The following is a 24,364-nucleotide window of genomic DNA, read 5'->3' on the forward strand; positions in this document are numbered from 1 at the left end:
GCAGGATTGAGGCGGGCATGATACCCCGACGGGCCTCAAGACTGGTGGTGGCTGAGCGGGCCTATTCGCGGGCAAGTCGGACTGCCGCACCACTCGCTCCTACAGGGTTCTCGAGCGAACACAGAGTTTGTGTACGCCAAAGAACCTGTAGGAGCGAGGCTTGCCCGCGAAGGCCGCACCGCCGATCTAGAGACTGAACCCACCATCAAGAGGAATGATATTCCCGGTCATGTAAGCCCCCGCCGTACTCGCCAGACTGATCGCCAACGCCGCCATCTCTTCCTCCCGGCCCCAGCGCTTCATCGGAATCAACGCCGTATCCTCCGCCAGCGCCTGCTCATCGTTCCCGATGTGCTGGGTCATCTTGCTCGGAAAGCGCCCCGGTGCGATCACGTTGACGTTGATGTGCTGGCTCACCAGTTCCCGCGCCAGTATCCGCGACAATTGATGCAGAGCCGCCTTGCTCGGCCCGTAGGCATAAGCCTGCTCACCGAAGGAAGAAATCCCCGCCACCGAGCCGATGTTGATGATCCGCGCCGGATTGGCTTCTGACCCGGCCTTGCGCAGCAGCGGCAAGAACTGCTGGATGCAGTTGAACACCGACGTCACGTTGAGCTGCATGACCTTTTCCCAGCCCTTGACCGGATAGCTCTCGAGCGGCGCGCCCCAAGTGGTGCCGGCGTTGTTCACCAGAATATCCAGATGGCCGATCTGCTCGCCCAACTGCGTCGCGAGTTGCAGCACACCTTCTTCAGTGGCCAGGTTGGCGGCCACCGCATGGCACGTACCGAAGGCGCTCAACTCGTCAGCCGTTTGCTGACACGCTTCGGCATCGCGCGCGCAGACGTACACGGTGGCGCCGGCCTCGACATAGGCCTTGGCGATCATTTTGCCGATACCACGGGTGCCGCCGGTCACCAGAGCGGTGCGGCCTTGCAGGGAAAAGTACGGGTGCATGGCGAATCCTGAGAGCTGAGGGTGCATACACCCTAGTCGTCAGCCGCTGGAAGCGGAGCCACTATTTTTGCGCGGAATGGGGATTCATACAGCCAGACCTGCTACCCCGACCTGTAGGAGCCGGCTTGCCGGCGATGGCGTCCTCAAAATCGCCATCGCCAGCAAGCTGGCTCCTACAGGGGGCGGTGGTGGCCCAAGGTCTGTGGGGGTTACTGCGGGCGAACGCGCAGGGTCAGGCCCTTGAGGAAATTGCGCAGCAACTGGTCGCCGCACGGGCGATAATTGGTGTGGCCGAACTTGCGGAACAGCGCGCTCAGCTCAGGCTTGGACACCGGGAACTCGGCGGCCTTGAGGATCGCGTGCATGTCGTCTTCTTTCAGCTCGAAGGCCACGCGCAGTTTTTTCAGGATGATGTTGTTGGTCACCGGCACTTCGATTGGCTGCGGCGGACGGCTTTCGTCCTTGCCGCGCTTGAAGATCACCAGGCCGTCGAGGAAATGCGCCATGACCTCGTCCGGGCAGCGTACGAAGCCTTCCTCGTCCTCTTCTTTCTTGTCGAGGTAGGTCAGCAGGGCTTCCAGGGACACGTCCATGCCGCCGAGCTTGATGATCTCGATGACTTTCTTGTCGCTGATGTCGAGCATGTAGCGCACGCTGCGCAGTACGTCGTTATGAATCATGGTGTGCAATCCTGATAGTCGGCAGTGGGCGCCGCATAAACCGCGGCGCCAGAATGTGTGGCGGCGTGAAAAGTCTTAGAACTTCTCTTTGCCGGACAGGTAGCGCCATTGGCCCAACGGCACTTTGCCGATGGACACGCCGCCGATGCGGATGCGGCGGATAGCGACGACCTTCAGGCCGACGGCCTGGCAGAACAGGGCAATCACGCCCGGTTGTGGGTTCTTCATCGCAAAACGCAGGCGGTTTTCGTTCTGCCAGCTGGCCTTGACCGGCGGCAGTTCCTTGCCCTTGTAGGTGAGGCCATGGTTCAGGCGGTTGAGGCCGTGAGCCACCATCTCGCCTTCAACCTCGACCACATACTCTTGCTCGATTTTCGCGGAGTCGGCGGTGAGTTTGCGCAGGATCTTCCAGTCCTGGGTGAACACCAGCAGACCGCTGGCGTTGGCCTGCAGGTCGGTGCTGGCGGTCAGGCGCTGGAAATGGCCCTTGAGCGGACGTTTGCTGAAGCGATGTTCTTCGCTCAGGGTTTCGGCGCTGATGGTGGCCATCGCGGTGTCCGCGTCCATACCTGCCGGCACGTTGAACAGGATGGTCACCGGCTCTGGTGCGGTGGCCTGGGCCTGCGGGTCGAGCTCGACTTTCTGGGTGTCGACCTTGAACTGCGGCTCGTCGATGACTTCGCCGTCCACGGTGACCCAGCCGCCCTCGATGAACAGCTCAGCCTCCCGACGGGAACAGCCGACGAGTTCGATGAGGCGTTTGGAGAGACGTATCGGGTCAGTCATGACAGGGCCGTAACAAAAAAGGGGTGGGCATTGTACCTGCTGGGCGCCGGTTAATCCCGGCTCCATTTACGCCGTACAGCTATTTGTAGGAGCTGGCTTGCCAGCGATGGAGGTCGGAACACCGCGTTTATCCAGAAAGGACGCGTTATCGTTTACGTCCATCGCCGGCAAGCCGGCTCCTACACAGGTCAGCCGTTGCTCGACTGTTGCCGGGTTTGGCGCAGCCGCATATGCAACAACGGATAAGGCTGCCCCATGCCGTCATGCTCGGTGCGGCCGATCACCTCGAAGCCCTGTTTGAAGTAGAACCCCAGCGCCTGCGGGTTCTGTTCATTGACGTCCAGTTCATCGGCGTTCAGGTGTTCCATGGCATAACGCAGCAACTGCTTGCCCAGGCCCTGGCCACGGTGGGCCGGGTCGATGAAGAGCATTTCAACTTTGCCCGCTGCCACGCCGGCGAACCCGGTGATGCGCTGGCGCGAGTCTTTGGTACAGATCAGCATCACCGCGTCGAGGTAGCGCGTCAGCACAAGATTCTTCAGCAGTTCGATGTAACTGTCCGGCAGAAAGTCATGGGTGGCGCGCACCGAGTCTTCCCAGACCCGAGTCAGTTCCTGGTAGTCGCTCTGTTTCGGCGTGTGGATGACCGAATGTTGGCGCATGGCCGAATGCCCCTTTTGCAGTGGATGGCGCGAGTCCTTTCTCCCACAAAACGATAGACGTAAAAAAGCCCCGCATCTCGTCAAGAGAGCAGGGCTTTTCGTATTTTTTGCGTTTAGATCTGTTCAGCCCACAGGTCGTATTCGTCGGCGTCGGTCACCTTGCACCAGACTTTGTCGCCCGGTTTCAGGTTGCTGCCGTTGTCGATGAACACGTTGCCGTCGATTTCCGGGGCATCGAAGAAGCAACGGCCGACCGCGCCTTGCTCGTCGACTTCATCGACCAGCACTTCGATTTCACGGCCGACGCGCATTTGCAGGCGTGCCGAGCTGATGGCTTGCTGGTGCGCCATGAAGCGGTCCCAACGGTCTTGCTTGACGTCGTCCGGTACGATGTCCAGGTCCAGGTCGTTGGCCGGTGCGCCTTCGACCGGCGAGTACTGGAAGCAGCCGACGCGGTCGAGCTGGGCTTCGGTCAGCCAGTTCAGCAGGTACTGGAAGTCTTCTTCGGTTTCGCCGGGGAAGCCGACGATGAAGGTCGAACGGATGATCAGGTCCGGGCAGATCTCGCGCCAGTTCTTGATGCGCGCCAGGGTCTTGTCTTCGAAGGCCGGGCGTTTCATCGACTTCAGGACTTTCGGGCTGGCGTGCTGGAACGGGATGTCCAGGTACGGCAGGATCTTGCCGGCGGCCATCAGCGGAATCAGCTCGTCGACGTGCGGGTACGGGTAAACGTAGTGCAAACGAACCCAGACGCCGAGGGTGCTCAGGGCTTCGCAGAGTTCGGTCATGCGGGTTTTCACCGGCGCGCCGTTCCAGAAACCGGTGCGGTACTTCACATCGACGCCGTAGGCGCTGGTGTCTTGCGAGATCACCAACAGCTCTTTGACGCCGGCCTTGACCAGGCGCTGGGCCTCGTCGAGCACGTCACCGACCGGACGGCTGACCAGCTTGCCGCGCATCGACGGGATGATGCAGAAGCTGCAGCTGTGGTTGCAGCCTTCGGAAATCTTCAGGTACGCGTAGTGGCGCGGGGTCAGCTTGATGCCTTGCGGCGGCACCAGGTCGATCAGCGGGTTGTGATCCTGACGCGGCGGCACGACGTCGTGCACGGCGTTGACCACTTGCTCGTACTGCTGCGGACCGGTCACGGCCAGCACGCTCGGGTGTACGTTGCGGATGTTGCCTTCTTCGACGCCCATGCAGCCGGTCACGATGACCTTGCCGTTTTCCTTGATGGCTTCGCCGATCACTTCCAAAGATTCTGCCTTGGCCGAGTCGATGAAACCGCAGGTGTTGACCACCACGACATCGGCGTCCTGATAAGTGGACACAACGTCATAACCTTCCATGCGCAGCTGGGTAAGGATGCGCTCGGAGTCGACCAGTGCTTTGGGGCAACCCAGGGATACGAAGCCAACCTTTGGATTGGCCGGCGCAGGAGTGGTGGACATGTCTAACCTCGGTATTTGTGACGCCTCCAGCCGAAGACGGCAAGGCGACAGACGGGCGCTTGTTGCGCCTCTGATCAAAAAGTGCGCAATTCTAGCGATGAGAGACGCACTTGACCAGCTTTATGGAGGGAAATACGACGAGTGCTGCGCTATGCTTCGCGCCGTTACGCGTTACCGATTTTTTACAGTCAACAAAACGTCTGTAACGTCATGTAAAACAGCGCATGCTGCGTGACAAAGCATAGTGCTTCTTCCAAGAAGTCCGGTCTGGGTAGTAGGAGTGTTGGATGGGTCAGGCAAGTAGTCAGGCGGCGGGTGCCGAGCATTCGGCGGCGAAGCCGATCGGTATGCTGGTCGCGGCGGTCGGGGTGGTTTACGGCGATATCGGCACGAGCCCGCTGTACACCCTCAAAGAAGTGTTTTCCGGTGGTTACGGTGTACCGGTCAACCATGACGGCGTGTTGGGCATCCTGGCGCTGATCTTCTGGTCGCTGATCTGGGTCGTCTCGATCAAGTACATGATGTTTGTCCTGCGCGCCGACAACCAGGGCGAAGGCGGGATTATGGCGTTGACCGCGCTGGCGCGGCGGGCAGCGGCGGGGCACAAGAGGTTGCGCACGTTGCTGGTGGTCTGCGGGCTGATCGGCGCGGCGCTGTTCTATGGCGACAGCATGATCACTCCGGCGATCTCCGTGCTTTCGGCGATTGAAGGTCTCGGGCTGGCCTTCGAAGGCATCGACCATTGGGTGGTGCCGCTGTCGTTGATCGTGCTGGTGGCGCTGTTTTTGATCCAGAGCCACGGCACCGCGCGAATCGGCATCCTGTTTGGGCCGATCATGGTCACCTGGTTCCTGGTGCTGGGCGCACTGGGTGTCTACGGCATCATGCAGCATCCGGAAGTGTTGCAAGCGATGAACCCGGTCTGGGGCGTGCGCTTCTTCATCGTTCACCCAGGCATGGGCGTGGCGATCCTCGGCGCGGTGGTGCTGGCGTTGACCGGTGCCGAAGCGCTGTACGCCGACATGGGCCACTTCGGACGCAAGCCGATTGCCCGCGCCTGGTTCATCCTCGTGCTGCCGGCGCTGGTGCTGAACTACTTCGGCCAGGGCGCCTTGCTGCTCGGTGACCCGGAAGCGGCGCGCAACCCGTTTTATCTGTTGGCGCCAAGCTGGGCGTTGATTCCCCTGGTCGGCCTGTCGACCCTGGCCACGGTGATTGCTTCGCAAGCGGTGATTTCGGGCGCGTTCTCCCTGACCCGCCAGGCGATTCAGCTCGGCTACATTCCGCGCATGCACATCCAGCACACCTCCAGCGCCGAGCAAGGCCAGATCTACATCGGTGCGGTGAACTGGGCGCTGATGGTCGGCGTGGTCCTGCTGGTGCTGGGTTTCGAATCTTCCGGCGCCCTGGCCTCGGCTTATGGCGTTGCGGTGACCGGGACCATGCTGATGACCAGCATTCTGGTGTCGGCAGTGATACTGCTGCTATGGAAATGGCCACCGGTCCTTGCGGTGCCGGTCCTGTTGGGATTTTTGCTGGTCGATGGCGTGTACTTCGCCGCCAACGTGCCGAAAATCGTACAGGGCGGGGCCTTCCCGGTGATCGCCGGTATTGCGCTGTTCGTGCTGATGACTACCTGGAAGCGCGGCAAACAACTGTTGGTGGAGCGCATGGACGAAGGCGGGCTGCCGCTGCCGATTTTCATCAGCAGTATCGCCGTGCAACCGCCGCATCGCGTCCAGGGCACCGCCGTGTTCCTCACCGCGCGGCCAGACGCCGTACCCCACGCGTTGTTGCACAACTTGCTGCATAACCAGGTGCTGCACGAGCAAGTGGTGCTGCTGACGGTGGTGTACGAAGACATCCCGCGAGTACCGACGACACGGCGCTTCGAGGTGGAATCCCACGGCGAAGGGTTCTTCCGGGTGATCCTGCACTTTGGCTTTATCGACGAGCCGGACGTGCCGCAAGCGCTGAAGTTGTGTCACCTCGATGATCTGGATTTCAGCCCGATGCGCACCACCTACTTCCTCAGTCGCGAGACGGTCATCGCCTCCAAACTTGAGGGGATGGCGCGTTGGCGTGAGGCGTTGTTTGCGTTCATGTTGAAGAATGCGAATGGCAATTTGCGGTTCTTTAATCTGCCGCTGAACCGGGTGATTGAGTTGGGGACGCAGGTCGAGATGTAACCCCGCGACATCAAAAAGCCCCCGTTGCCGTGAAGGCAGCGGGGGCTTTTTATTGCCTGACGCCTGACGTTGGCTGACAACGATCCCCTGTGGGAGCGAGCCTGCTCGCGATGGCGGACTAACATGCACCATTAATGTTGCCTGACAGATCGCTATCGCGAGCAAGCTTGCTCCTACAGGGACCGTGTTGCTGGCTTTTTTGTGAGTGTGGCCCGTCGTTTTTAGTTGCGCTCAGGTCATTGTTTTTTAGATTCGGTCTTTGTCCAAACCGGCCGCTCCAGCACCTTCACTGCATCATCAACCACGGCCTTGCTCATCGCCGTCAAATAATGCGCGGCCCAGGCGTGTCGGTCGGTGTCTCGGGCGTAGGCAGCATCTTTGGTCAGCTCCTTGGCCAGGTACAGGAAATCGGAGGCCATGGCTAACGCATCGCTGAGGGGTACGTCTCGCGTGACATGGAATAGGGGTTGGTTTGAGCAGTAGAGGACCGGGGTGAGGCCGATGGTTTTTAGTTCTGAGGGGGCAGGTGAATCTGTTTTGCTCATGGTGTATCTCCTAAACTGAGGAGCCGCCACGTTCGTTTCCAAGCGAATGGGTGGCAGCTGTGCGCAGGTTGGAAAACCGGGAGCCTAGGAAACCGGCACGTCCGAAGACGTCCCACGCACAACCGCCATGACACAGAATTGCAGCCGTAAATGTCTGCGGTCATGTTGGGCACGTTGTTGCCTACGCTCGACGGGTTTCCAAGCCCGATCGCTGAATGGTCAGCGACGTCCGGAGACTATCCCGTCAAAGAAAAGCGCAACAAGGCATCAAAGTGCCCAAAAAACACGATTCGGAGTTTGCCTACAAGGTCTGCGGGCGTCATCCGATATCGCGCCGTCTGAAACAAACAAAAACTAAACGCCGCGAGCGATTCTACAAAGCCGAAGAAATGGGCGTGCTTGCGCAATGTGATATTCAACGCAATACTCTGCGTGTAATTGTGCGCGAAATGTTGCGTGATAGTAGAGAGGTAAATATGACGGCATTACTAGAACGTGCTGACCAGGCGATATCGGTGACTGCGATGGTCAGGGGCTTCAGCGCGAGGCTCAAGGAAATTTCCAGCCGCGCCACCGAGCGCCTGGTTATTTTCAAAGACAATCAACCGGCGGCGGTGATTATCAATATCGATGCGTATCAGGAAATGCTCGACGAACTGGATGACCTTCGGATTGAAGTAGCCGCTCGGGAACGCCTGACCGGTTTCGATGAGGCCCAAGCAGTCAGCCATGACGCTATGCGGGCAAGGTACGCCAGGAAAGACTAAAGGAGCTGGGGATGGTTTGGGGCGTTATCTATCACCCGGAGGTTCAGAAGGATCTGGATCTACTGGGAGCTGTTGCGGCGAATCGCATTCTTGATGTGATCGAAGAGCGAATTATCAACGGCGAGCCGGATAAAAGCGGTAAACCCCTTAGAGCCAGCCTTGCAGGTTGTAGAAGAATTCGAACCGGTGACACGCGGATTGTTTACCGAGTCAACGGGAGAGCGATTCAGGTACTGATCGTCGCGGTCGGTGCCCGACGTGATGAAGAGGTCTACGACGCGGCAGAGCGTCGGATCTGAACAATTGCCCTCGCTGCCATTCAGGCAACGAGGGTTTTTTTGTAGCGGAGTGCGCAGCATGAAGGCGGTGAAGACCCTATGTGGGAGCGGGCTTGCTCGCGAAAGCGGTCTTGCATTCAACATTTATGTCGACTGACACACCGCTATCGCGAGCAGGCTCGCTCCCACAGGGGGAGTGTGGTGTGCCGCTGGAATGAAAAAGCCCCCGCTACCGTAAGGCAGCGGGGGCTTTTTTGTGGGCGGGTTCAGGTCACTCCTGAGCCGCCGTCTCCTTCGCCTGGCGCTTCTCGATCACATCCACCAACCGTTGGGCCAGTTTCGGGTAGTTCTCGTCGAAGTGGTGGCCGCCGGGCAGTTTGATGGCTTCGCCTACGGCGGTTTTGTCGGTGCAGCCACTTTCGTCGATTTCTTCTTCACCGAAGATGCACACCACTTTCTCCGGTGGCAGCTTGGCCATTTCCGGGCCGGTGGCGGCTTCTTTGCCGGCGTTGCCGAGCCAGCCTTCGACTTCGATTTCGAAGCTGCCGGTGCGGGCGAAGGCCAGCAGGATGATTGCGTCGACGCGTTGCTGTTCCGAGGCTTCCAGGCGGTTGTAGATCGCCGGCAGGACGTCGGCGCCGAACGAGTAGCCCGTCAGGATGAAGCGCTTGGTGCCCCATTTCTGCCGGTAGTGCTGCATCAGTTCAGCGAGGTCCAGGGCGCTTTGCTCCGGGCTCTTGTGCTGCCAGTAGTAGCGCAGGGTGTCGATGCCGACGACCGGGTAGCCGATCTTGGCCATTTCGCCCGCTACGTCGCGGTCGAGGTCGCGCCAGCCGCCGTCACCGGAAAGGAACAGGGTGACGGTGTCCTTGGCCTGGCCGGCCGGGACTTCAACCACTGGAATCTGCAGGCCGCCAGCGGCTTTGTCGCCACCGACGAGGAGCTTGCGCAGTTCGTTGTTCAGCACTTGCGGCAGGTTGATGTCGTAGTCGCTGATGCTGGTTTCGGCGTTGGGTTGGTCGCGCACGAAGCCGGCGCTGGTGTCGTCCGGGTTGTCGTTCCACGCCACCAGCCAGTGACCGTGAGCAGCGCTTTTCGGCAGCAGGTGGGTGCAGCCAGGTTTTTCCAGGGCCAGGTCCACCGAAACGGCCTGGGACTTGTCGTCCTTCTGCTCGGACAACCAGCGCCATGCCAGCACGGCGCCAGGGCCGATGCCGCTGACCAGCGTCGCCGGGCCTTTGAGTTCTCTCAGGCCGGATTGCAGGGCGCGGCTTTGCAACAGGCAGTCCTTGGGCAGGATCACCTGAACGATCTGCGCCGAGCCGCTGCGGCTCAGGGTCATCAATTGTTTGTCGCTGAGCTTCTGGTCGTCATTGACCGCCACCAGCACCTGGGCGCGCGGCGTGTTGCCGGGGATGACGCGGGTCATCGCGGCGCCGTCGGCCGGTGTCAGCCGTTCGAGCGTCGGTTCTGGCGCCGGGCGTTTGAGGTACCAGTAACCGCCACCGAGAATCAGGGCCAGCACTACCAGTGTGCCCAGTACGTACCGCAAGGAGCGTTGAATCATCAGCGTTTCACCAATCCAGTCAAGCCGCCCGCAATCAGGGCAGCAGTGTCGGCCAGGGCAACCAGCGGATCGAGTCCGGCGGGCACAGCCATATAACGGGGTTCCCAGTCAGGCTGGAACTTGTCTTTGAAGCGGCGCAAGCCTTGGAAGTTGTACAGCTGCTCACCACGGCGGAAAACCATCGAGCCCAGACGCTGGGTCAGTGGCGCGCCACGACGGGGTTGCAACCCCGACAGCGGCACCATGCCCAGGCTGAAACGCGCGTATCCATGATTTTTATAATGTTGAATCAGGCCGACCATCATGAATTCCATGGTCAGTTTGGGGGCATCCGGGTGTGCGCGCATCAGGTCGAGGCTGGCCAGGTCATGGCCGAAAGTCTCGAGCAAATTGGCGAACGCCACCGGGCGCCCTTCGAAACGGATGACAGCGATGCGGAAATGCTTGAGGTAGTCATCACCGAAACGACCGAGGGAGAAGCCTTTCTCGCGCACGTTCTTGCCGGTCAACCAGGCATCGGAAATCACCTTGAGCTCATCCATCGGCGCATGCCCTGGCTCATGGATCTCCAGCGACAGGCCATCACGGGTGCCACGGTTCCAGGTGTAGCGCAGGTCTTTCATCTCTTTGCCCTTGGCTTCGAGATCAAAGCGCTGCAGATCGACCCGGGCTTCTTCGCCGAGTTTGATCGCAGTCAGGCCGATGTCCATGTAGTACGGCAGGTTCTCGGCGCGTACTTGATAGAACACGGGGCGGGCGTGGTGGATGTCACAGAGGTCGCGGAACTGCCAGATCATTTCCGCCCGTTGCTGGGTCGGGCCGATCGGGTCATACAAGGCCACCAGGCTGCGTCCACGGCGGGCGTACATCAGGAACGCTTCGTCGTTAGGGTGAAACAGCAGCGCCTTGTCACCGGTCAGGGCGAGGCCACCGTCCGGTTGGGCGGAAGCCATCAGGATTTTTACCGCGCGGTCCAGTTCGTCCGGCGTGGGCAGGTGGATCACCGGGCGTGCGGTGCGCAGCAGCCAGGTCAGGGACACCACCACCAACAGCACGGCGGCGCCGAGCAGCGAGCGCAAGCCACGCGGGGCGTCGGCATCAAGGGTGAACTGCCACCAGAGTTGATGGCTGTAGGGAACGTCCTGATAAGCGAACAGCAGCAGCCAGATCGACGCACCGAGTACACAAAGGCTCGACACCAGATACAGCGGCGAAAACGGCAGTTCGGTCAGGCGGCTCGGGCGATAGAACGAGCGCCGGAAAACCCCCAGCAGGCTCGCGGTCAGGGTCATCAGGCAGGCTTCTTCCCAGTCGAAACCTTTGAGCAGCGAAAGCACGGCGCCGACCAGCAACAGAATGGTGGTCAGCATCCACGCGGCGGACAGGCGTCGACGCAGGCCTTGGGCCAGCAGCAGGCAAAGCACGCCGACGAGGCTGGCGCCGAAGTGCGAAGCGTCGACCAGTCGATGAGGGATCAGGAAACCGATGTGTTCCAGGCGTGTATCGATTTCCGGGGTCACGCCGGAGAACAGCAGCACCACGCCGGACAGAAACACCAGCACCGCCAGAATCGGAGCGGCCAGGCCGGAGGCTGCACGCAAGGATTGACGCGTTTGAAACAAACGCTGGCCTTCATTGACCAACAGCAGCAAGCACGCGACCAGCAGCGGCAGCACCACGTAGATCAGGCGATAGAGCAGCAACGCGGCGGCCAGCGGCGCGGCACCAAGTTTGTCGGCGAAGGCGGCCAGCAGAATGGCTTCGAATACGCCGACGCCACCGGGAACATGGCTGAGCACACCAGCGGCCAACGCCAGCAGGTACACCAGCAGGAATGCACCGAAGGGCGGAGCTTCCGGCAGCAACAGATACAGCACGGTCGCGGCGGCGGCTACGTCGAGGGCGGTAATGACCAGTTGCAGGAACGTCAGGCGACGGCCCGGAAGGCGCAAGGTGCGACGACCGACCTTGACCAACAGGTTGTCTGCATAAGGCTGCTCTGGCAGGCGCCGGCGATAGATGCCGACGGCCAATACGGTAAACAGTAGCAATACAGCGGCGGCAATCGCACCTAGCAGCATCTGAGAGAGGCCCAGGGCGGCAGAGGCGGCAGGCAGGTTGCTGAGTGTGGCGAGGGCGGCCAGCGGGGGCAGGGCGCAGCCGAGCGAGAGGCTGGCGAACAGCGTCATGTGCGCGACATCGGAAGCCCCCAGGCCATGACGCGCATATAAACGGTAGCGAACCGAGCCTCCCGAGAGCATCGACAGGCCGATGGCATTACCGATGGCAAATGCCGTGAACCCGCCCAGGGCAAGAAGCCGCGGCGCCAGGGTCACGCCGGCATAGCGGCTGGCCGACCATTCGTAGCCAAGCAAGATGATGAAGCCGACCACGGTTGCGGCCAATGCGCCGAGCAGTGCCGGTTTCGGTACGTCGAGAATGGAGTCGTGCAGAGCGTAAAGATCGAGTTCGCTCAGCAGGTGGCGACAGGCAATCAGCGCGATAGCGAACAACAGCAGGGTGACCGCCAGGCCAATGGGCTGACGGTACTTGCTGACCAGATCAAGCAAGCGCAGACGCTCGGCCTTGATCGGTTGTGTCGCTGTGACGGTGTCTTGTGAATCAGACGAGTTGGCGCGCATCAATCACCTCTTGGATTGTGCGCGACAGGATGGGGGTATCCAGCCAAGTTACCAATCCCTGTAGAAAAAAATAATCACAAATATTAACGCCTCTCACCGATCAGCGGCGATGGCATGGCATCCGTCGTAGGGGGTTCTGTCTGCGATTCAGCATAGTCTGAACTCAGAACTCAGGTGATCCCGAACGCTTCCCTACACAGTGACAGGTCATTGTTGCGAAAGGACTTTTTCAACAGATACAAAAAAGGCCACTCTTTCGAGTAGCCTTTTTTGATGTTTGGTTGCGGGAGCCGGATTTGAACCGACGACCTTCGGGTTATGAGCCCGACGAGCTACCAGACTGCTCCATCCCGCGTCTGTGTGGCGGCATTCTATAGAGATACGCCGGTGTGTCAACCGTTAATCCGGCGCCGGGTCAAATAAGCGTAAATAAGCGGCGAACGGTCGCAGGGGAGCGTTAAGTTTCGGAATCAGAACGATTTCTGCTTCCTGCCAAAAACACGCGCGCACAAAAAAGGCCACTCTTTCGAGTAGCCTTTTTTGATGTTTGGTTGCGGGAGCCGGATTTGAACCGACGACCTTCGGGTTATGAGCCCGACGAGCTACCAGACTGCTCCATCCCGCGTCTGTGGGTCGGCATTCTACAGAGGATCGCCGGGCTGTCAACCTTCAATCCAGATAAAACCTGTTCTGGTTCAATCGCTTAGCTCTGATAGAGGGCGGTGTGATCGGCTGTGAGTCAGGCCTGGCAAGGCTTGCAGCTCTATCGCAGGTGCGCTTTCGATTGAGAAAATAAATTCATCTGTAACTTTTCCTACCATTGGGTAAGAACATTCAGACTACTGGTGCTATATACAGGTGTCGGTGAGATACTGCAGATCCGGCAAGCCTTGACTCCAATTCTACGCCATGAACACCGCTTTTATATGAGCCAGCGAAAAATCATCCACGTCGATTGTGACTGCTTCTACGCTGCCATCGAGATGCGCGACGACCCGCGCCTCGCCGGAAAACCCCTGGCGGTGGGTGGTTCGGCGGATCGACGCGGGGTGATCGCCACCTGTAACTATGAAGCGCGGGCGTATGGCGTGCGTTCGGCGATGTCGTCGGGACACGCCTTGAAGTTGTGCCCTGACCTGACCATCGTCAAGCCGCGCATGGACGCCTACCGGGAAGCCTCGAAGGAAATTCACACGATCTTTCGCGATTACACCGACCTGATCGAGCCGCTTTCCCTCGATGAGGCTTACCTCGATGTGTCGGACAGTGCGCACTTCGGCGGCAGCGCCACGCGAATTGCCCAGGACATCCGTCGTCGGGTGTCCAATCAGTTGCACATCACTGTCTCGGCCGGCGTGGCGCCGAACAAATTCCTGGCCAAGATTGCCAGCGACTGGAAGAAGCCCAATGGCTTGTTTGTCATTACGCCGGATCAGGTCGAGGATTTCGTCAGCGGTTTGCCTGTCAGCAAGCTCCATGGCGTTGGCAAAGTGACTGCCGACAAACTGGGCAGGCTCGGCATTGTCGATTGTTCGCATTTGCGCGAATGGGACAAGTTGGCGCTGGTGCGCGAGTTCGGCAGTTTTGGCGAGCGGCTTTGGAGTCTGGCCCGTGGGATCGATGATCGGTTGGTGCACAACGACAGTCGGCGGCAATCGATCAGTGTCGAAAACACCTATGACGTGGATCTGCCGGATCTGGTGAGCTGTCTGGATAAGTTACCCGAGTTGCTGGAAACCCTGGCGGGCCGCATGGCGCGAATCGACAACAGCTATCGGCCGGGCAAGCCGTTCGTCAAAGTGAAATTCCATGACTTTACCCAGACCACGCTGGAGCAGGCCGGGGCAGGGCGGGATCTGGGGAGTTATCAGTTGTTGCTGACCCAGGCGTTCAATCGCGGTGGGAAACCGGTGCGGTTGTTGGGGGTCGGGGTGAGGCTGGAGGATTTGCGCGGAGGGTTTGAGCAGATGGAGTTGTTTGAGCGCTAGATTTGCGGTGGATTTCCGGGCCTCTTCGCGAGCAAGCCCGCTCCCACAGTTGACCGAGTTGTTCAGGTGAACACGGTCAACTGTGGGAGCGGGCTTGCTCGCGAAGCTTTTGCTTTTAGTTCGGTCCCGGATCCGCCACCAATCGCCCGGCATCCTTGGTCAACGACTTGAGGAATTCGGTCTGCAACTCAGGATCGTTACGCGTCAGCTCAATCAAACTCTGTTCAAGCTCACTGGCTTCTTCTTCCAGACCCAGTTCCGACAGGCGCTTGACCCGGTGTACCCACTGGCTCACTTCGTCGTCTTCAAGATCGTCGTAAATCAGCCCGTGGGCTTCAAGCAATTTGCCGCGCAACGAGCTGCTGACCGCCAGGGTCGAGTCCGTGTGCACATCGTCCTGACTATCTTCGACCTTGATCAGCAGGCGACTCAGGTGATTGATGTCATGTTCAGCGAACGGGCTGTCCAGCAGGTTCAAGCGCAACACACCGTTTTTGTCGGTGCTCAGCTCGAAGGTTTCCTTGCCGGCCTTGACCTGCACCGGGCGCTCGCTCCAGGGCAGGCTCGAGTATTCGGTGCGCTTGTCGAGCTGGACTTCGTCGATGCCGGCGAGGTTCTGCTGCGCACGACCGTGGGACGGCGCGTTCATGAACGGGTTGAGCCCGGCGAAACCGTAGCTGAACCAGTCCTTGGTCACGCTATCCGGCAGGTTGCCGAGGGCGAACACGTTGACCACGTTCGCGCCGACACCGGCCACCACGGCCACCGCGCCCAGCGGGATCTCGTAGACCTCCCGCCAGGGTTGGTAAGGCGTGTAGCGATCGTAATGACGGGTGACTTCGAACTCGGTGACTTCGAAGGTCTTCTGCTCGTGGATCTTCACCCGACGTTGCGGCAGCTCAAGCACCTTGGGCTCACCGACATCGATCTGCAGGCTGTGATCGAGCAATTTGCGCTCGACACGAGCCTCGTGCTCGCTGCGTTGCGACATGTGATTGGCGCAGCCGCTGACCAGCAGGGTGCCGCACAGGGCGGCACCACCGAGGCCTAAGGTGTTTCGCTTGAACATGACTTCTCTATCTGGTGTCAGCGGCGGATACGGGCCTGGAGGAAGGACAGCACGTCAGCGACCGGCAGCGCTTGCGCCTCGGGCTCGGTGCGGCTCTTGTATTCCAGATTGCCTTCGGCGAGGCCGCGGTCACTGACCACGATCCGGTGAGGAATGCCGATCAGCTCCATGTCCGCGAACTTGATGCCCGGGCTGGTTTTCTTGTCGCGATCGTCCAGCAGCACTTCGAAGCCGGCCGCAGTCAACTCGGCGTACAGCTTGTCGGTCGCTTCGCGAACCTGTTCGGTTTCGTAGCGCAGCGGCACCAGCGCGATCTGGAATGGCGCCAGTGTGTCGCTCCAGATGATCCCGTTGGCGTCGTTGTTCTGCTCGATGGCCGCCGCTACCACGCGGGAAACGCCGATGCCGTAGCAACCCATTTCCAGGGTGACCGGCTTGCCGTTCTCGCCCAGCACTTCGCACTTCATCGCTTTGCTGTACTTGTTGCCCAGCTGGAAGATGTGCCCGACTTCGATGCCGCGCTTGATTTCCAGGGTGCCTTTGCCGTCCGGGCTCGGATCACCGGCCACGACGTTGCGCAGGTCGGCAACGGTCGGAACCGGCAGGTCACGCTCCCAGTTCACGCCGAAGTAGTGCTTGTCGTCGATGTTCGCACCGATACCGAAGTCGCTCATCAGCTCGACGGAACGGTCGATGATGATCGGCAGCGGCAGGTTCAACGGGCCGAGGGAACCGGCGCCGGCGCCAATGGCGTCGCGCAGTTCGCTTTCGGACGCCATGACCAGCGGGCTGGCAACGCCAGGCTGGTTGGCGGCCTTGATTTCGTTCAGCTCGTGGTCGCCACGGATGATCAGGGCAATCAGCTTGCCTTTCTCTTCAGCGTGAACCACGAGGGTCTTGATGGTCTTTTCAATCGGCAGATTGAATTTTTCCACCAGTGCGGCGATGGTCTTGGTATCTGGCGTGTCGACCAGGCGCATCTCTTCAGTCGGTGCGGCGCGGGAGGTTTCACGCGGTACCGCTTCGGCTTTTTCGATGTTCGCGGCGTAGTCGGAACCGTTGCTGAAGACGATATCGTCTTCGCCGGATTCGGCCAGTACGTGGAATTCGTGGGAGCCGGCGCCGCCGATGGAGCCGTTATCGGCTTCGACAGGGCGGAACTTCAGGCCCAGGCGGGTGAACACGTTGCAGTACGCCTGGTGCATGCGGTCGTAGGTAACCTGCAGCGAAGCCTGGTCAGCGTGGAACGAATAGGCGTCCTTCATGATGAATTCGCGGCCGCGCATCAAACCGAAGCGTGGGCGGATTTCGTCACGGAATTTGGTCTGGATCTGATACAGGTTGATCGGCAGCTGCTTGTAACTGCTCAACTCGTTGCGCATCAGGTCGGTGATCACTTCTTCGTGGGTCGGGCCGGCGCAGAAGTCGCGACCGTGGCGATCCTTGAAGCGCAGCAATTCAGGGCCGTATTCTTCCCAGCGACCGGATTCCTGCCACAGCTCAGCCGGTTGTGTACTCGGCATCAACACTTCAAGAGAGCCTGCGGCGTTCATTTCTTCACGAACGATGGCTTCGACCTTGCGCATTACTCGCAAGCCCATCGGCAGCCAGGTGTACAGGCCCGAGGCGAGTTTGCGGATCATGCCGGCGCGCAGCATCAGCTGATGGCTGATGACGACCGCGTCGGAAGGCGTTTCTTTCTGTGTGGCGAGCAAAAATTGACTGGTGCGCATGGTTGGCCGTTGTCGGTTGCTGATGACGAGAAATGACGGAGCATTGTACGGGCGAGATCTGCTGGCGTACAGGCGCGCGGTCGGTGGTGTGGCAGGAGGGCGGGAATCTCCACGCCCTTTGCGATGCTTCCTACGATTCTTCCGCGACCTGGGCTGGAACCGGCTCAGGCTTTGGGGTTGGGCCTTCGCGGCGGCTCTCCTGGAACCAGTGCAAGGCGATCAACACCAGCGTCGGAACGCCCAGCAGCGCGGTGATCAGGAAGAAATCATGGTAGCCGAATTTTTCCACCATGACCCCGGAATAGCCACCGATCAGGCGCGGCAGCAGGAGCATGATCGAGCTGAGCAGGGCGTATTGGGTGGCGGAGAACTTGAGGTTGGTCAGGCTCGACAGGTAGGCGACGAACGCGGAGGTCGCCAGGCCCGAGCTGAAGTTGTCCAGGGATATGGTCAGGATCAGCATGTTCAGATTGGCGCCCATGTCGGCGAGCATCAGGAACAGCAAATTGGTGCCCGCTGACGCCACGCCGCCGATGAACAGGATCGGCAGGATGCCGAATCGCACGATCAGCAGGCCGCCCATGCCGGCGCCGACCAGCGTCATGATCAGGCCGAAGATTTTGCTGACGCTGGCAATCTGATCCTTGGTGAAGCCCTGGTCGATATAGAACACGTTGGCCATCACGCCCATCACCGTATCCGACATCCGATACGTGGCGATCAGCCCGAGCAGCAGCAGCGCTTGCCAGCGGTAACGCAGAATGAAGTCGTTGACCGGTGTCAGCACCGGCGCCAGGCCACGACGGCCTATGGCCGACAGGCACATCGCGGTGAGCGAGGTGTAGAGGATCGCCCGCAGGAATGCGCGGTCCTGGAGCAGCAGGTCGAGCAGGCTGACGCCGTCAAACAGCACGCTGGCGAAGTCGGTGTTGTAGAGCTGGGTGAACATGGCCGGCACGGAAACCAGCAGCACGATCAGTACGAACACCGAGGCCAGTTGATGCACGAAGCTGTAGCGCCCGGCCTGCAGTTGCGTGCGCAACGGCACCGGCGGTTCGCGCATGAAGAAAGAGGTCAGCAGCGCCGGAACCATCAGGGCGCCGAACAGCAGGTAAGTGCCGGCCCATGCCGAATGCTTGTAGTTGAAACCAGTGGAGCCAAAGCCTTCGGCGAAGAACAGGGCGCCGGCAGTGGCCAGCAGTGCCGCGATCCGATAGCCGGACATGTAGCTGGCGGCCAGGGCAGCCTGGCGGCTGTCCTCGGCGATTTCCAGGCGATAGGCGTCGACCGCGATGTCTTGCGTTGCCGAGGCGAAGGCCACGACTACAGCAATGGCGATCAGCCAGGACAAGTGTTTTTGCGGGTCGCAGAAACCCATCCCGATCAAGCCGAGGATTACCAGTGCCTGGGAAAGTACCAGCCACGAGCGACGGCGACCGAGCTTGCCGAGAAATGGCAGGCGCCATTGGTCCAGCAACGGTGACCAGACCCATTTAAAGGCGTAGGCCAGACCGATCAGGCTTGCATAGCCAATGGTTTCGCGAGCCACACCGGCTTCACGCAACCAGACTGACAGTGTCGAAAACACCAGCATGTAGGGCAGGCCGGCGGCGAAACCAAGCAACAACAGCACAAGTGTCGATGGGCTGGCATAGGCGGCGAGCGCGGCGCGCCAGGTTTTACGGGGCATGGGCTGAAGTCTGCCTCAAGATTACGGAAACAAAGCGCGCACTCTAACCGCTGTGCTCTACCGGGCGCCAGCCATGGCGCTGAATATCAACACGATTGTTCAGGACACTGACGCCTTCGGAGCGCAATCGTGCGCGTTGCTCGTCCCCTGAAGGACTGCCCACGGGCAGGCTGATCCGACCGCCGGCGCCGAGTACCCGGTGCCAGGGTAGTTTGGTGTCGCCGGGCAACTGGCTGAGCGTACGACCGACCCAGCGCGCGGCGCGACCCAGTCCTGCGAGTTCGGCAAGTTGACCATAACTCACGACTTTGCCCTCAGGCACCTGCGCCAGAGTGAGGTACAGCGCCGTGCGTCGGATTTGCGCAGGGCTTTCGGTTTCTGCATCGGCGTCGGTCACATCCGGGATCCCTGTAGGAGCGAGGCCGGCTTGCCGGCGATGGTCGTTAACGATAACGCGAGCTGTCTGGGAAAATGCGTCGATCTTGAGTTTATCGCGAGCAGGCTCGCACCTACAGTGGCTGACCGTCTGTAGGGTAAATCCTCGATCAGTAATTGAGAAATGAACTCAATAGAGATGGGCGGGTCAGTCCTTGTTAGGGCCTTATTCCTATGGATAATGCCGACTTTTTTCGCAAACTTGAGCCTGTCTTTGCTTATGGTGTCCAGAACCCTGTTGTGCCTCGCTGTCCTGAGTGTTTCCACGCCCTTGCTCGCCGATACCGTGTGGTTAAAGAACGGTGACAAGCTGAGTGGCAAGATCACTCTGTTCGACGGCGGCAAGCTGGTGATCCAGACCGAATACGCCGGTTCGGTTCCGATCGACTGGAAGCAAGTCAAAACCCTGGAGAGCGATCAGGAGTTGCTGGTCAAGCAGGATGCCTACAGCGGCGAGAAGGCCAAGTCGCTGCACGCGGCAGACGACGGCAAGGTGACGCTGGAAAACGGCGAGGCACCGAAGACCGTCGAGCTGGCGAGTATCCAGCAGATTCTCAAGCCCAAGCCGGTGGTCGAAGATTTGGTCTGGAAAGGCAATATCGATGCGGCGCTGGATTACCAGCGGGCGGAAAAGGACACCGACGACTACGATGTCGACTTCAAGACCACTGCGCGCCATGGCAGATGGCGGCATATCGCCGAAGGCGAGTACAACCGTGAATTCCAGGATGACGTGGTCACCACCGACAACTGGCGGGGCGAGTACTCGCTCGACCGCTTCCTGACCGAGAAGTGGTTCTGGCAGGGCCGTGCGGTTTATAAGCGCGACAAGGTTGAAGAGCTCTCCCGTCAGCGCACCGTCGGTACCGGTCCGGGTTACCAGTTTTGGGATGACGAGCTAGGCGCATTCTCGCTCGGCTCGCTGTTCAACCACACGGACTACCAGTTCTCCGACGGCAGCAAGGACAACTTCTATTCCCTGGCGATGAAGTGGGATTACAACCGCTACCTGATCGGCAAGAAGGTGGAGTTCTTCACCAATGGCGAAGTGGGCAAGCCGTTGTCGGGTGTGGCGGATTATGCGCTCGATGCCGAAATGGGCTTGCGCTACAAAGTGACCGAGTGGGCGTCGCTTAACCTGAAGGCCGAGCGAGACATCATCAGCGGTACAGACGATGCCGATCTGGACAAGACCCGCTACACCGCAGGGTTCGGCGTGGCCTGGTAAATCCATTCGCGGGCAAGTCGGATCGCCGCACCGCTCGCTCCTACAGGTTTTGCGTCGGGTCGCGATTTCCGATACCGACGCAAAACCTGTAGGAGCGAGGCTTGCCCGCGAAGGCGTCAGTACTATCCATAGCGTTTGGATCACTACAAAACACCCGCCCACAAAAAAGCCCCGCTTTTAAGGGCGGGGCTTTTTACTAAAGCAAGTACAAGTTAGATAACTTGAACTTCTTCAGCTTGCATGCCTTTCTGACCGCGGGTAGCGATGAAAGAAACCTGTTGGCCTTCTTTCAGGCTTTTGAAGCCGTCGGATTGGATAGCTTTGAAGTGAACGAACAGGTCGTCACCGGATTGTGGAGTGATGAAGCCGAAGCCTTTTTCATCGTTGAACCACTTAACGGTACCAGTTTGGCGATTAGACATGGTGTAACTCCTTGAACAAAGATAACTGCGACTCAGGAAGAACCCTGGCCGAGACTGAGTGCAAAGAGCAGGAAAAATTCTTGTAGATGGTTGGATCGAAATTCAACATATCGTGTAGAGATTCTCAGTGACACAAGCAGCACAGTGGCGCCACCTTAACCCTTTTTCCGGAACGTGCCAATGCTTCCTGCGAAGGTTTCTCTGTTTTCGTGACTGACGGTGCATTGTATTGCCGTCGAGGTCCGGAATTTAAGGGGGATCGCCAAGAATTGTGCCCCGGACTTTGAACCGGCGGCGCGCCCCGGTAAGATGCCGGACAGATTTTTTCCACCTCGCTATTCAGGACACCCGCCATGAGCATCAAATCGGACAAGTGGATTCGCCGCATGGCGCAAGAGCAGGGCATGATCGAACCGTTCGTCGAGCGCCAGGTGCGCGGCAGCGACGATAGCCGAGTGATCTCCTACGGCGTGTCGAGTTACGGCTACGACGTTCGCTGCACCAATCACTTCAAAGTGTTCACCAACATCAATTCGGCCATCGTCGACCCGAAAAACTTCGATGCCGGCAGCTTCGTCGATATCCACAGCGACGTCTGCATCATCCCGCCGAACTCCTTCGCCCTGGCCAGCACCGTCGAGTACTTCCGTATTCCGCGCAACGTATTGACCATTTGCCTGGGCAAAAGCACCTATGCCCGCTGCGGCATCATCGTCAACGTCACCCCGCTTGAGCCTGAGTGGGAGGGTCACGTGACCCTGGAATTCTCGAACACCACCAACCTGCCGGCGAAGATCTACGCCAACGAAGGCGTGGCGCAGATGCTGTTCCTTGAGTCCGACGAAGAGTGCGAAGTGTCCTACAAGGACCGTGGCGGCAAGTATCAGGGCCAACGCGGCGTGACGCTGCCACGCACCTGAGTCAACCGTCTGACAAACCGTGGGAATTCCTGGGCGAGCGTACACTCTATGGGGTGTACTGCTCCGATCTGCGCAAGGCGGATCGGGCCATCGCTCAGGAGTGCTATATGAAGATCGACCCGCGTATAAGTGCCGAACTGGCAAGGCTTGAGCCCAATCAGGTTGGCGTTTTGGCCTGGTCGTTGCTGGCACATCCGCCCATCAGCATGGCGGGGGGCATCCCCGGCCAGCCTGATCCCGATACCCCCAACGAACAACCGACCGAACCCGGTGAGCCGACCCTGCCGGATGAGCCGCCTCCCGCGCCGGTTGTGTGATCAACCACGCGAATGAATGGCTTGTATTGGTAGGAGCGAAGCTTGCTCGCGAAGACGGTGGGTCAGCCGACATCTTTCTTCCCTGACCCACCGCTTTCGCGAGCAAGCTTCGCTCCTACAAAGGCTGCGTGTTACTTCAGATTGCCGCTGAGGAACTGCTTCAGCCGTTCACTCTTCGGATTGCCCAGCACGTCTTCCGGCGCGCCTTCTTCCTCGACCAGGCCCTGGTGCAGAAACAGCACCTGACTCGACACTTTGCGGGCGAAGCTCATTTCGTGGGTCACCATGATCATGGTCCGGCCTTCTTCGGCGAGGCCCTGGATCACTCGGAGCACTTCACCCACCAGCTCCGGGTCGAGCGCCGACGTTGGTTCGTCGAACAGCATGACTTCCGGCTCCATGGCCAATGCGCGGGCAATGGCGACCCGCTGTTGCTGGCCCCCGGAAAGAAACGCCGGGTACTGGTCCGCCACGCGTGCGGCCAGGCCAACCTTGTCGAGGTAACGACGTGCGCGGTCCTCGGCTTCCTGCTTGCTGCAACCCAGCACCCGGCGCGGAGCCATGGTGATGTTTTCCAGCACGGTCATGTGGCTCCACAGGTTGAAGTGTTGGAACACCATGGCCAGGCGGGTGCGGATCCGTTGCAGTTCATCGGCGTCGGCCACGTGCATGCCGTGGCGATCCTTGATCATGCGGATGTTCTGGCCGTCCAGGCTCATGGCGCCGTCGTTGGGCTGTTCGAGAAAGTTGATGCAGCGCAGAAAGGTACTTTTGCCCGAGCCGCTGGCGCCGATCAGGCTGATGACGTCGCCGGTGTTGGCCTTGAGTGAAACGCCTTTGAGCACATGATGATCGCCATAGCTTTTATGCAGGCCTTCGATGGTCAGTTTGTACATGGGGCATGCATCCTCAAGGCGAAAGTAGGTAGCCGCTGCGATAGGCTTCGGTGCCCGCGACGTGGGCGATCACCATGCCGGCAGTGGCCATGCGCCGTAGCGAACGGGCGTACATCAGCCCGGCGACAGTGCAGTGAACGGGGGTGACGAGATCGTTGATCGGGTCGACGATTTCGGCGATCAGTTGCCCGGCCTCCAGGTATTCCCCCGGCAGCGCGGTGAACACCAGCAAACCGCCCACGGGCGTGGCCACCGGTTCGACGGCCGCCAGCGGCGTGGCGGGATACGGCAGCTCCGGCAGTGGCGCCGATTCGCCGGCAATCGCGCCGAAGTGAATCAGGTAATCGATCAACGCCTGGCAGTCGAGGCTGGCCAACGGGTGATTGACGTCGCCCTGGCCACGCAATTCGACGGTGACCGAGAAGCTGCCGAGCGGAATGTCGAAGTGTTCGCCGAAGCGCTCTTTCAACTGCCACCAGAGCAGGGTGAAACATTCGTCGAACGACTGACCGCCGGAATCGGTGGCCAGCAGACTCGCTTCGGCACCGATGTAGCGGGCCAGCGGCTCGACCTGTGGCCAGGCCTCGGGCGTGGTGTAGAGGTGCGCGACCGCTTCGAAATCGCAATGCAGGTCCAGCACCATGTCCGCGTCACAGGCCAGTCGTTGCAGGATCAGGCGCTGGGATTGCAGTTGAGTGCTGGCAGTCTGTCGCGCCAGAGCCTGGCGCAGGCTGTTGCGGATCAGTTCGAGGTTGCGCTGCGGATCGTCGCCGAGCTGGCCTTCGATCTCATTGCCGACTTCCTCGCTCAAATCGACGAACCAGCGATTGAAGTTCTGCCCGCTTTCGAGCTCGTAGCGGCCCAGCGGTACATCCATCAGCACTTGTTCGAGACCGACCGGGTTGGCAATCGGCACCAGCACGATTTCGCTGCGCAGGTGGCCGGCGGCTTCCAGCTCGGCCAAGCGTTGTTTGAGGTGCCAGGCGACCAGCATGCCGGGCATTTCATCGGCGTGCAGGGACGCCTGGATGTAGATCTTGCCCTGGGCCGACGTCGGGCCGAAGTGGAAGCTGTGAATCTGTCGTGCGGTCCCCGGCAGCGGGGCCAGCAAGTCATGTATCTGGTGGCGCATGTGCGAAAAG

The 24,364-nt window shown here is 60.0% G+C and carries 22 protein-coding genes and 2 tRNA genes; 7 read left to right on the forward strand and 17 right to left on the reverse strand.

Annotated features, from left to right (window positions below):
* Nucleotides 1–186 precede the first annotated feature (186 nt).
* From KGB27_RS02655 to rimO, 5 genes are all read right to left on the reverse strand, one after another.
* Entirely contained in the window at nucleotides 187–957 is a 771-nt protein-coding gene (locus KGB27_RS02655) for an SDR family oxidoreductase (RefSeq protein ID WP_223453223.1), read from the reverse strand.
* 209 nt (nucleotides 958–1,166) lie between these two features.
* The gene (locus KGB27_RS02660; RefSeq protein ID WP_008030033.1) at nucleotides 1,167–1,637 is read right to left on the reverse strand and encodes a DUF1456 family protein; all 471 of its coding nucleotides are present in this window, start codon (nucleotides 1,635–1,637) and stop codon (nucleotides 1,167–1,169) included.
* Between the two features lie 75 nt (nucleotides 1,638–1,712).
* Entirely contained in the window at nucleotides 1,713–2,423 is a 711-nt protein-coding gene (locus KGB27_RS02665) for an rRNA pseudouridine synthase (RefSeq protein ID WP_192228521.1), read from the reverse strand.
* Nucleotides 2,424–2,611: 188 nt separating this feature from the next.
* A complete protein-coding gene (locus tag KGB27_RS02670) occupies nucleotides 2,612–3,085 on the reverse strand; it encodes a GNAT family N-acetyltransferase (RefSeq protein WP_008030037.1) in 474 nt (157 codons plus the stop codon).
* Between the two features lie 113 nt (nucleotides 3,086–3,198).
* Entirely contained in the window at nucleotides 3,199–4,536 is a 1,338-nt protein-coding gene (gene rimO / locus KGB27_RS02675) for a 30S ribosomal protein S12 methylthiotransferase RimO (protein ID WP_008030039.1), read from the reverse strand.
* A 287-nt stretch (nucleotides 4,537–4,823) separates the two neighbouring features.
* Between rimO and KGB27_RS02680 the strand changes: the two genes are divergently transcribed.
* On the forward strand, nucleotides 4,824–6,725 hold the full coding sequence (locus tag KGB27_RS02680) for a potassium transporter Kup (RefSeq protein ID WP_223414436.1): 1,902 nt from the start codon (nucleotides 4,824–4,826) through the stop codon (nucleotides 6,723–6,725).
* 236 nt (nucleotides 6,726–6,961) lie between these two features.
* Here KGB27_RS02680 and KGB27_RS02685 read toward each other — a convergent pair whose 3' ends face one another.
* Nucleotides 6,962–7,270, reverse strand: coding sequence for a DUF3077 domain-containing protein (locus tag KGB27_RS02685; RefSeq protein ID WP_008039277.1), 309 nt, complete (start codon nucleotides 7,268–7,270; stop codon nucleotides 6,962–6,964).
* Between the two features lie 476 nt (nucleotides 7,271–7,746).
* Here KGB27_RS02685 and KGB27_RS02690 point away from each other — a divergent pair, with 476 nt between their 5' ends.
* Both KGB27_RS02690 and KGB27_RS02695 read left to right on the forward strand, forming a co-directional pair.
* The gene (locus tag KGB27_RS02690; protein ID WP_192228523.1) at nucleotides 7,747–8,037 is read left to right on the forward strand and encodes a type II toxin-antitoxin system Phd/YefM family antitoxin; all 291 of its coding nucleotides are present in this window, start codon (nucleotides 7,747–7,749) and stop codon (nucleotides 8,035–8,037) included.
* An 11-nt stretch (nucleotides 8,038–8,048) separates the two neighbouring features.
* Nucleotides 8,049–8,336 (forward strand): type II toxin-antitoxin system RelE family toxin, encoded by a 288-nt coding sequence (locus KGB27_RS02695; RefSeq protein ID WP_192228524.1) that lies wholly within the window; start codon nucleotides 8,049–8,051, stop codon nucleotides 8,334–8,336.
* A 250-nt stretch (nucleotides 8,337–8,586) separates the two neighbouring features.
* Here KGB27_RS02695 and KGB27_RS02700 read toward each other — a convergent pair whose 3' ends face one another.
* The 4 genes from KGB27_RS02700 to KGB27_RS02715 all read right to left on the reverse strand — a co-directional run bounded on the left by KGB27_RS02700 (nucleotide 8,587) and on the right by KGB27_RS02715 (nucleotide 13,149).
* Complete coding sequence (locus KGB27_RS02700) at nucleotides 8,587–9,882, reverse strand: virulence factor family protein (RefSeq protein ID WP_008030041.1); 1,296 nt, start codon at nucleotides 9,880–9,882, stop codon at nucleotides 8,587–8,589.
* Nucleotides 9,882–12,524 (reverse strand): bifunctional lysylphosphatidylglycerol flippase/synthetase MprF, encoded by a 2,643-nt coding sequence (gene mprF / locus KGB27_RS02705; protein WP_008030043.1) that lies wholly within the window; start codon nucleotides 12,522–12,524, stop codon nucleotides 9,882–9,884. Before mprF ends, KGB27_RS02700 begins: the two co-directional genes overlap by 1 nt.
* Before the next feature lie 278 nt (nucleotides 12,525–12,802).
* A tRNA-Met gene (locus tag KGB27_RS02710) sits at nucleotides 12,803–12,879 on the reverse strand.
* 193 nt (nucleotides 12,880–13,072) lie between these two features.
* Nucleotides 13,073–13,149, reverse strand: a tRNA-Met gene (locus KGB27_RS02715).
* Between the two features lie 301 nt (nucleotides 13,150–13,450).
* Between KGB27_RS02715 and dinB the strand changes: the two genes are divergently transcribed.
* The gene (gene dinB / locus KGB27_RS02720; RefSeq protein ID WP_223553062.1) at nucleotides 13,451–14,512 is read left to right on the forward strand and encodes a DNA polymerase IV; all 1,062 of its coding nucleotides are present in this window, start codon (nucleotides 13,451–13,453) and stop codon (nucleotides 14,510–14,512) included.
* 115 nt (nucleotides 14,513–14,627) lie between these two features.
* Here the strand turns inward: dinB and KGB27_RS02725 are convergent, their stop codons facing one another.
* From KGB27_RS02725 to KGB27_RS02740, 4 genes are all read right to left on the reverse strand, one after another.
* Nucleotides 14,628–15,581, reverse strand: a complete 954-nt coding sequence (locus KGB27_RS02725; protein WP_223553065.1) for a hypothetical protein — start codon at nucleotides 15,579–15,581, stop codon at nucleotides 14,628–14,630.
* A 17-nt stretch (nucleotides 15,582–15,598) separates the two neighbouring features.
* Nucleotides 15,599–17,314: a proline--tRNA ligase gene (locus KGB27_RS02730; protein ID WP_008039270.1), complete on the reverse strand. Its 1,716-nt coding sequence runs from the start codon at nucleotides 17,312–17,314 to the stop codon at nucleotides 15,599–15,601.
* 130 nt (nucleotides 17,315–17,444) lie between these two features.
* A complete protein-coding gene (locus KGB27_RS02735) occupies nucleotides 17,445–19,004 on the reverse strand; it encodes an AmpG family muropeptide MFS transporter (protein ID WP_008039268.1) in 1,560 nt (519 codons plus the stop codon).
* Between the two features lie 43 nt (nucleotides 19,005–19,047).
* Nucleotides 19,048–19,401: an MGMT family protein gene (locus KGB27_RS02740; protein WP_008030054.1), complete on the reverse strand. Its 354-nt coding sequence runs from the start codon at nucleotides 19,399–19,401 to the stop codon at nucleotides 19,048–19,050.
* A 258-nt stretch (nucleotides 19,402–19,659) separates the two neighbouring features.
* On the opposite strand from KGB27_RS02740, the gene KGB27_RS02745 reads away from it, so the two are divergent.
* Nucleotides 19,660–20,667 (forward strand): DUF481 domain-containing protein, encoded by a 1,008-nt coding sequence (locus tag KGB27_RS02745; RefSeq protein WP_223553067.1) that lies wholly within the window; start codon nucleotides 19,660–19,662, stop codon nucleotides 20,665–20,667.
* 212 nt (nucleotides 20,668–20,879) lie between these two features.
* Here KGB27_RS02745 and KGB27_RS02750 read toward each other — a convergent pair whose 3' ends face one another.
* Nucleotides 20,880–21,089: a cold-shock protein gene (locus tag KGB27_RS02750; protein ID WP_002554837.1), complete on the reverse strand. Its 210-nt coding sequence runs from the start codon at nucleotides 21,087–21,089 to the stop codon at nucleotides 20,880–20,882.
* Nucleotides 21,090–21,442: 353 nt separating this feature from the next.
* On the opposite strand from KGB27_RS02750, the gene dcd reads away from it, so the two are divergent.
* Nucleotides 21,443–22,009, forward strand: coding sequence for a dCTP deaminase (dcd, locus tag KGB27_RS02755; RefSeq protein ID WP_008030058.1), 567 nt, complete (start codon nucleotides 21,443–21,445; stop codon nucleotides 22,007–22,009).
* Nucleotides 22,010–22,116: 107 nt separating this feature from the next.
* Nucleotides 22,117–22,326 (forward strand): hypothetical protein, encoded by a 210-nt coding sequence (locus KGB27_RS02760; RefSeq protein ID WP_084321795.1) that lies wholly within the window; start codon nucleotides 22,117–22,119, stop codon nucleotides 22,324–22,326.
* Between the two features lie 131 nt (nucleotides 22,327–22,457).
* Here KGB27_RS02760 and KGB27_RS02765 read toward each other — a convergent pair whose 3' ends face one another.
* Nucleotides 22,458–23,222, reverse strand: a complete 765-nt coding sequence (locus KGB27_RS02765) for an ABC transporter ATP-binding protein (protein ID WP_008030062.1) — start codon at nucleotides 23,220–23,222, stop codon at nucleotides 22,458–22,460.
* Nucleotides 23,223–23,235: 13 nt separating this feature from the next.
* Nucleotides 23,236–24,354, reverse strand: a complete 1,119-nt coding sequence (locus tag KGB27_RS02770; protein ID WP_008039262.1) for a succinylglutamate desuccinylase/aspartoacylase family protein — start codon at nucleotides 24,352–24,354, stop codon at nucleotides 23,236–23,238.
* Nucleotides 24,355–24,364: the final 10 nt, after the last annotated feature.

Source organism: Pseudomonas sp. BF-R-01 (assembly GCF_019946615.1).
GTDB classification, from domain to species: Bacteria; Pseudomonadota; Gammaproteobacteria; order Pseudomonadales; family Pseudomonadaceae; genus Aquipseudomonas; species Aquipseudomonas migulae.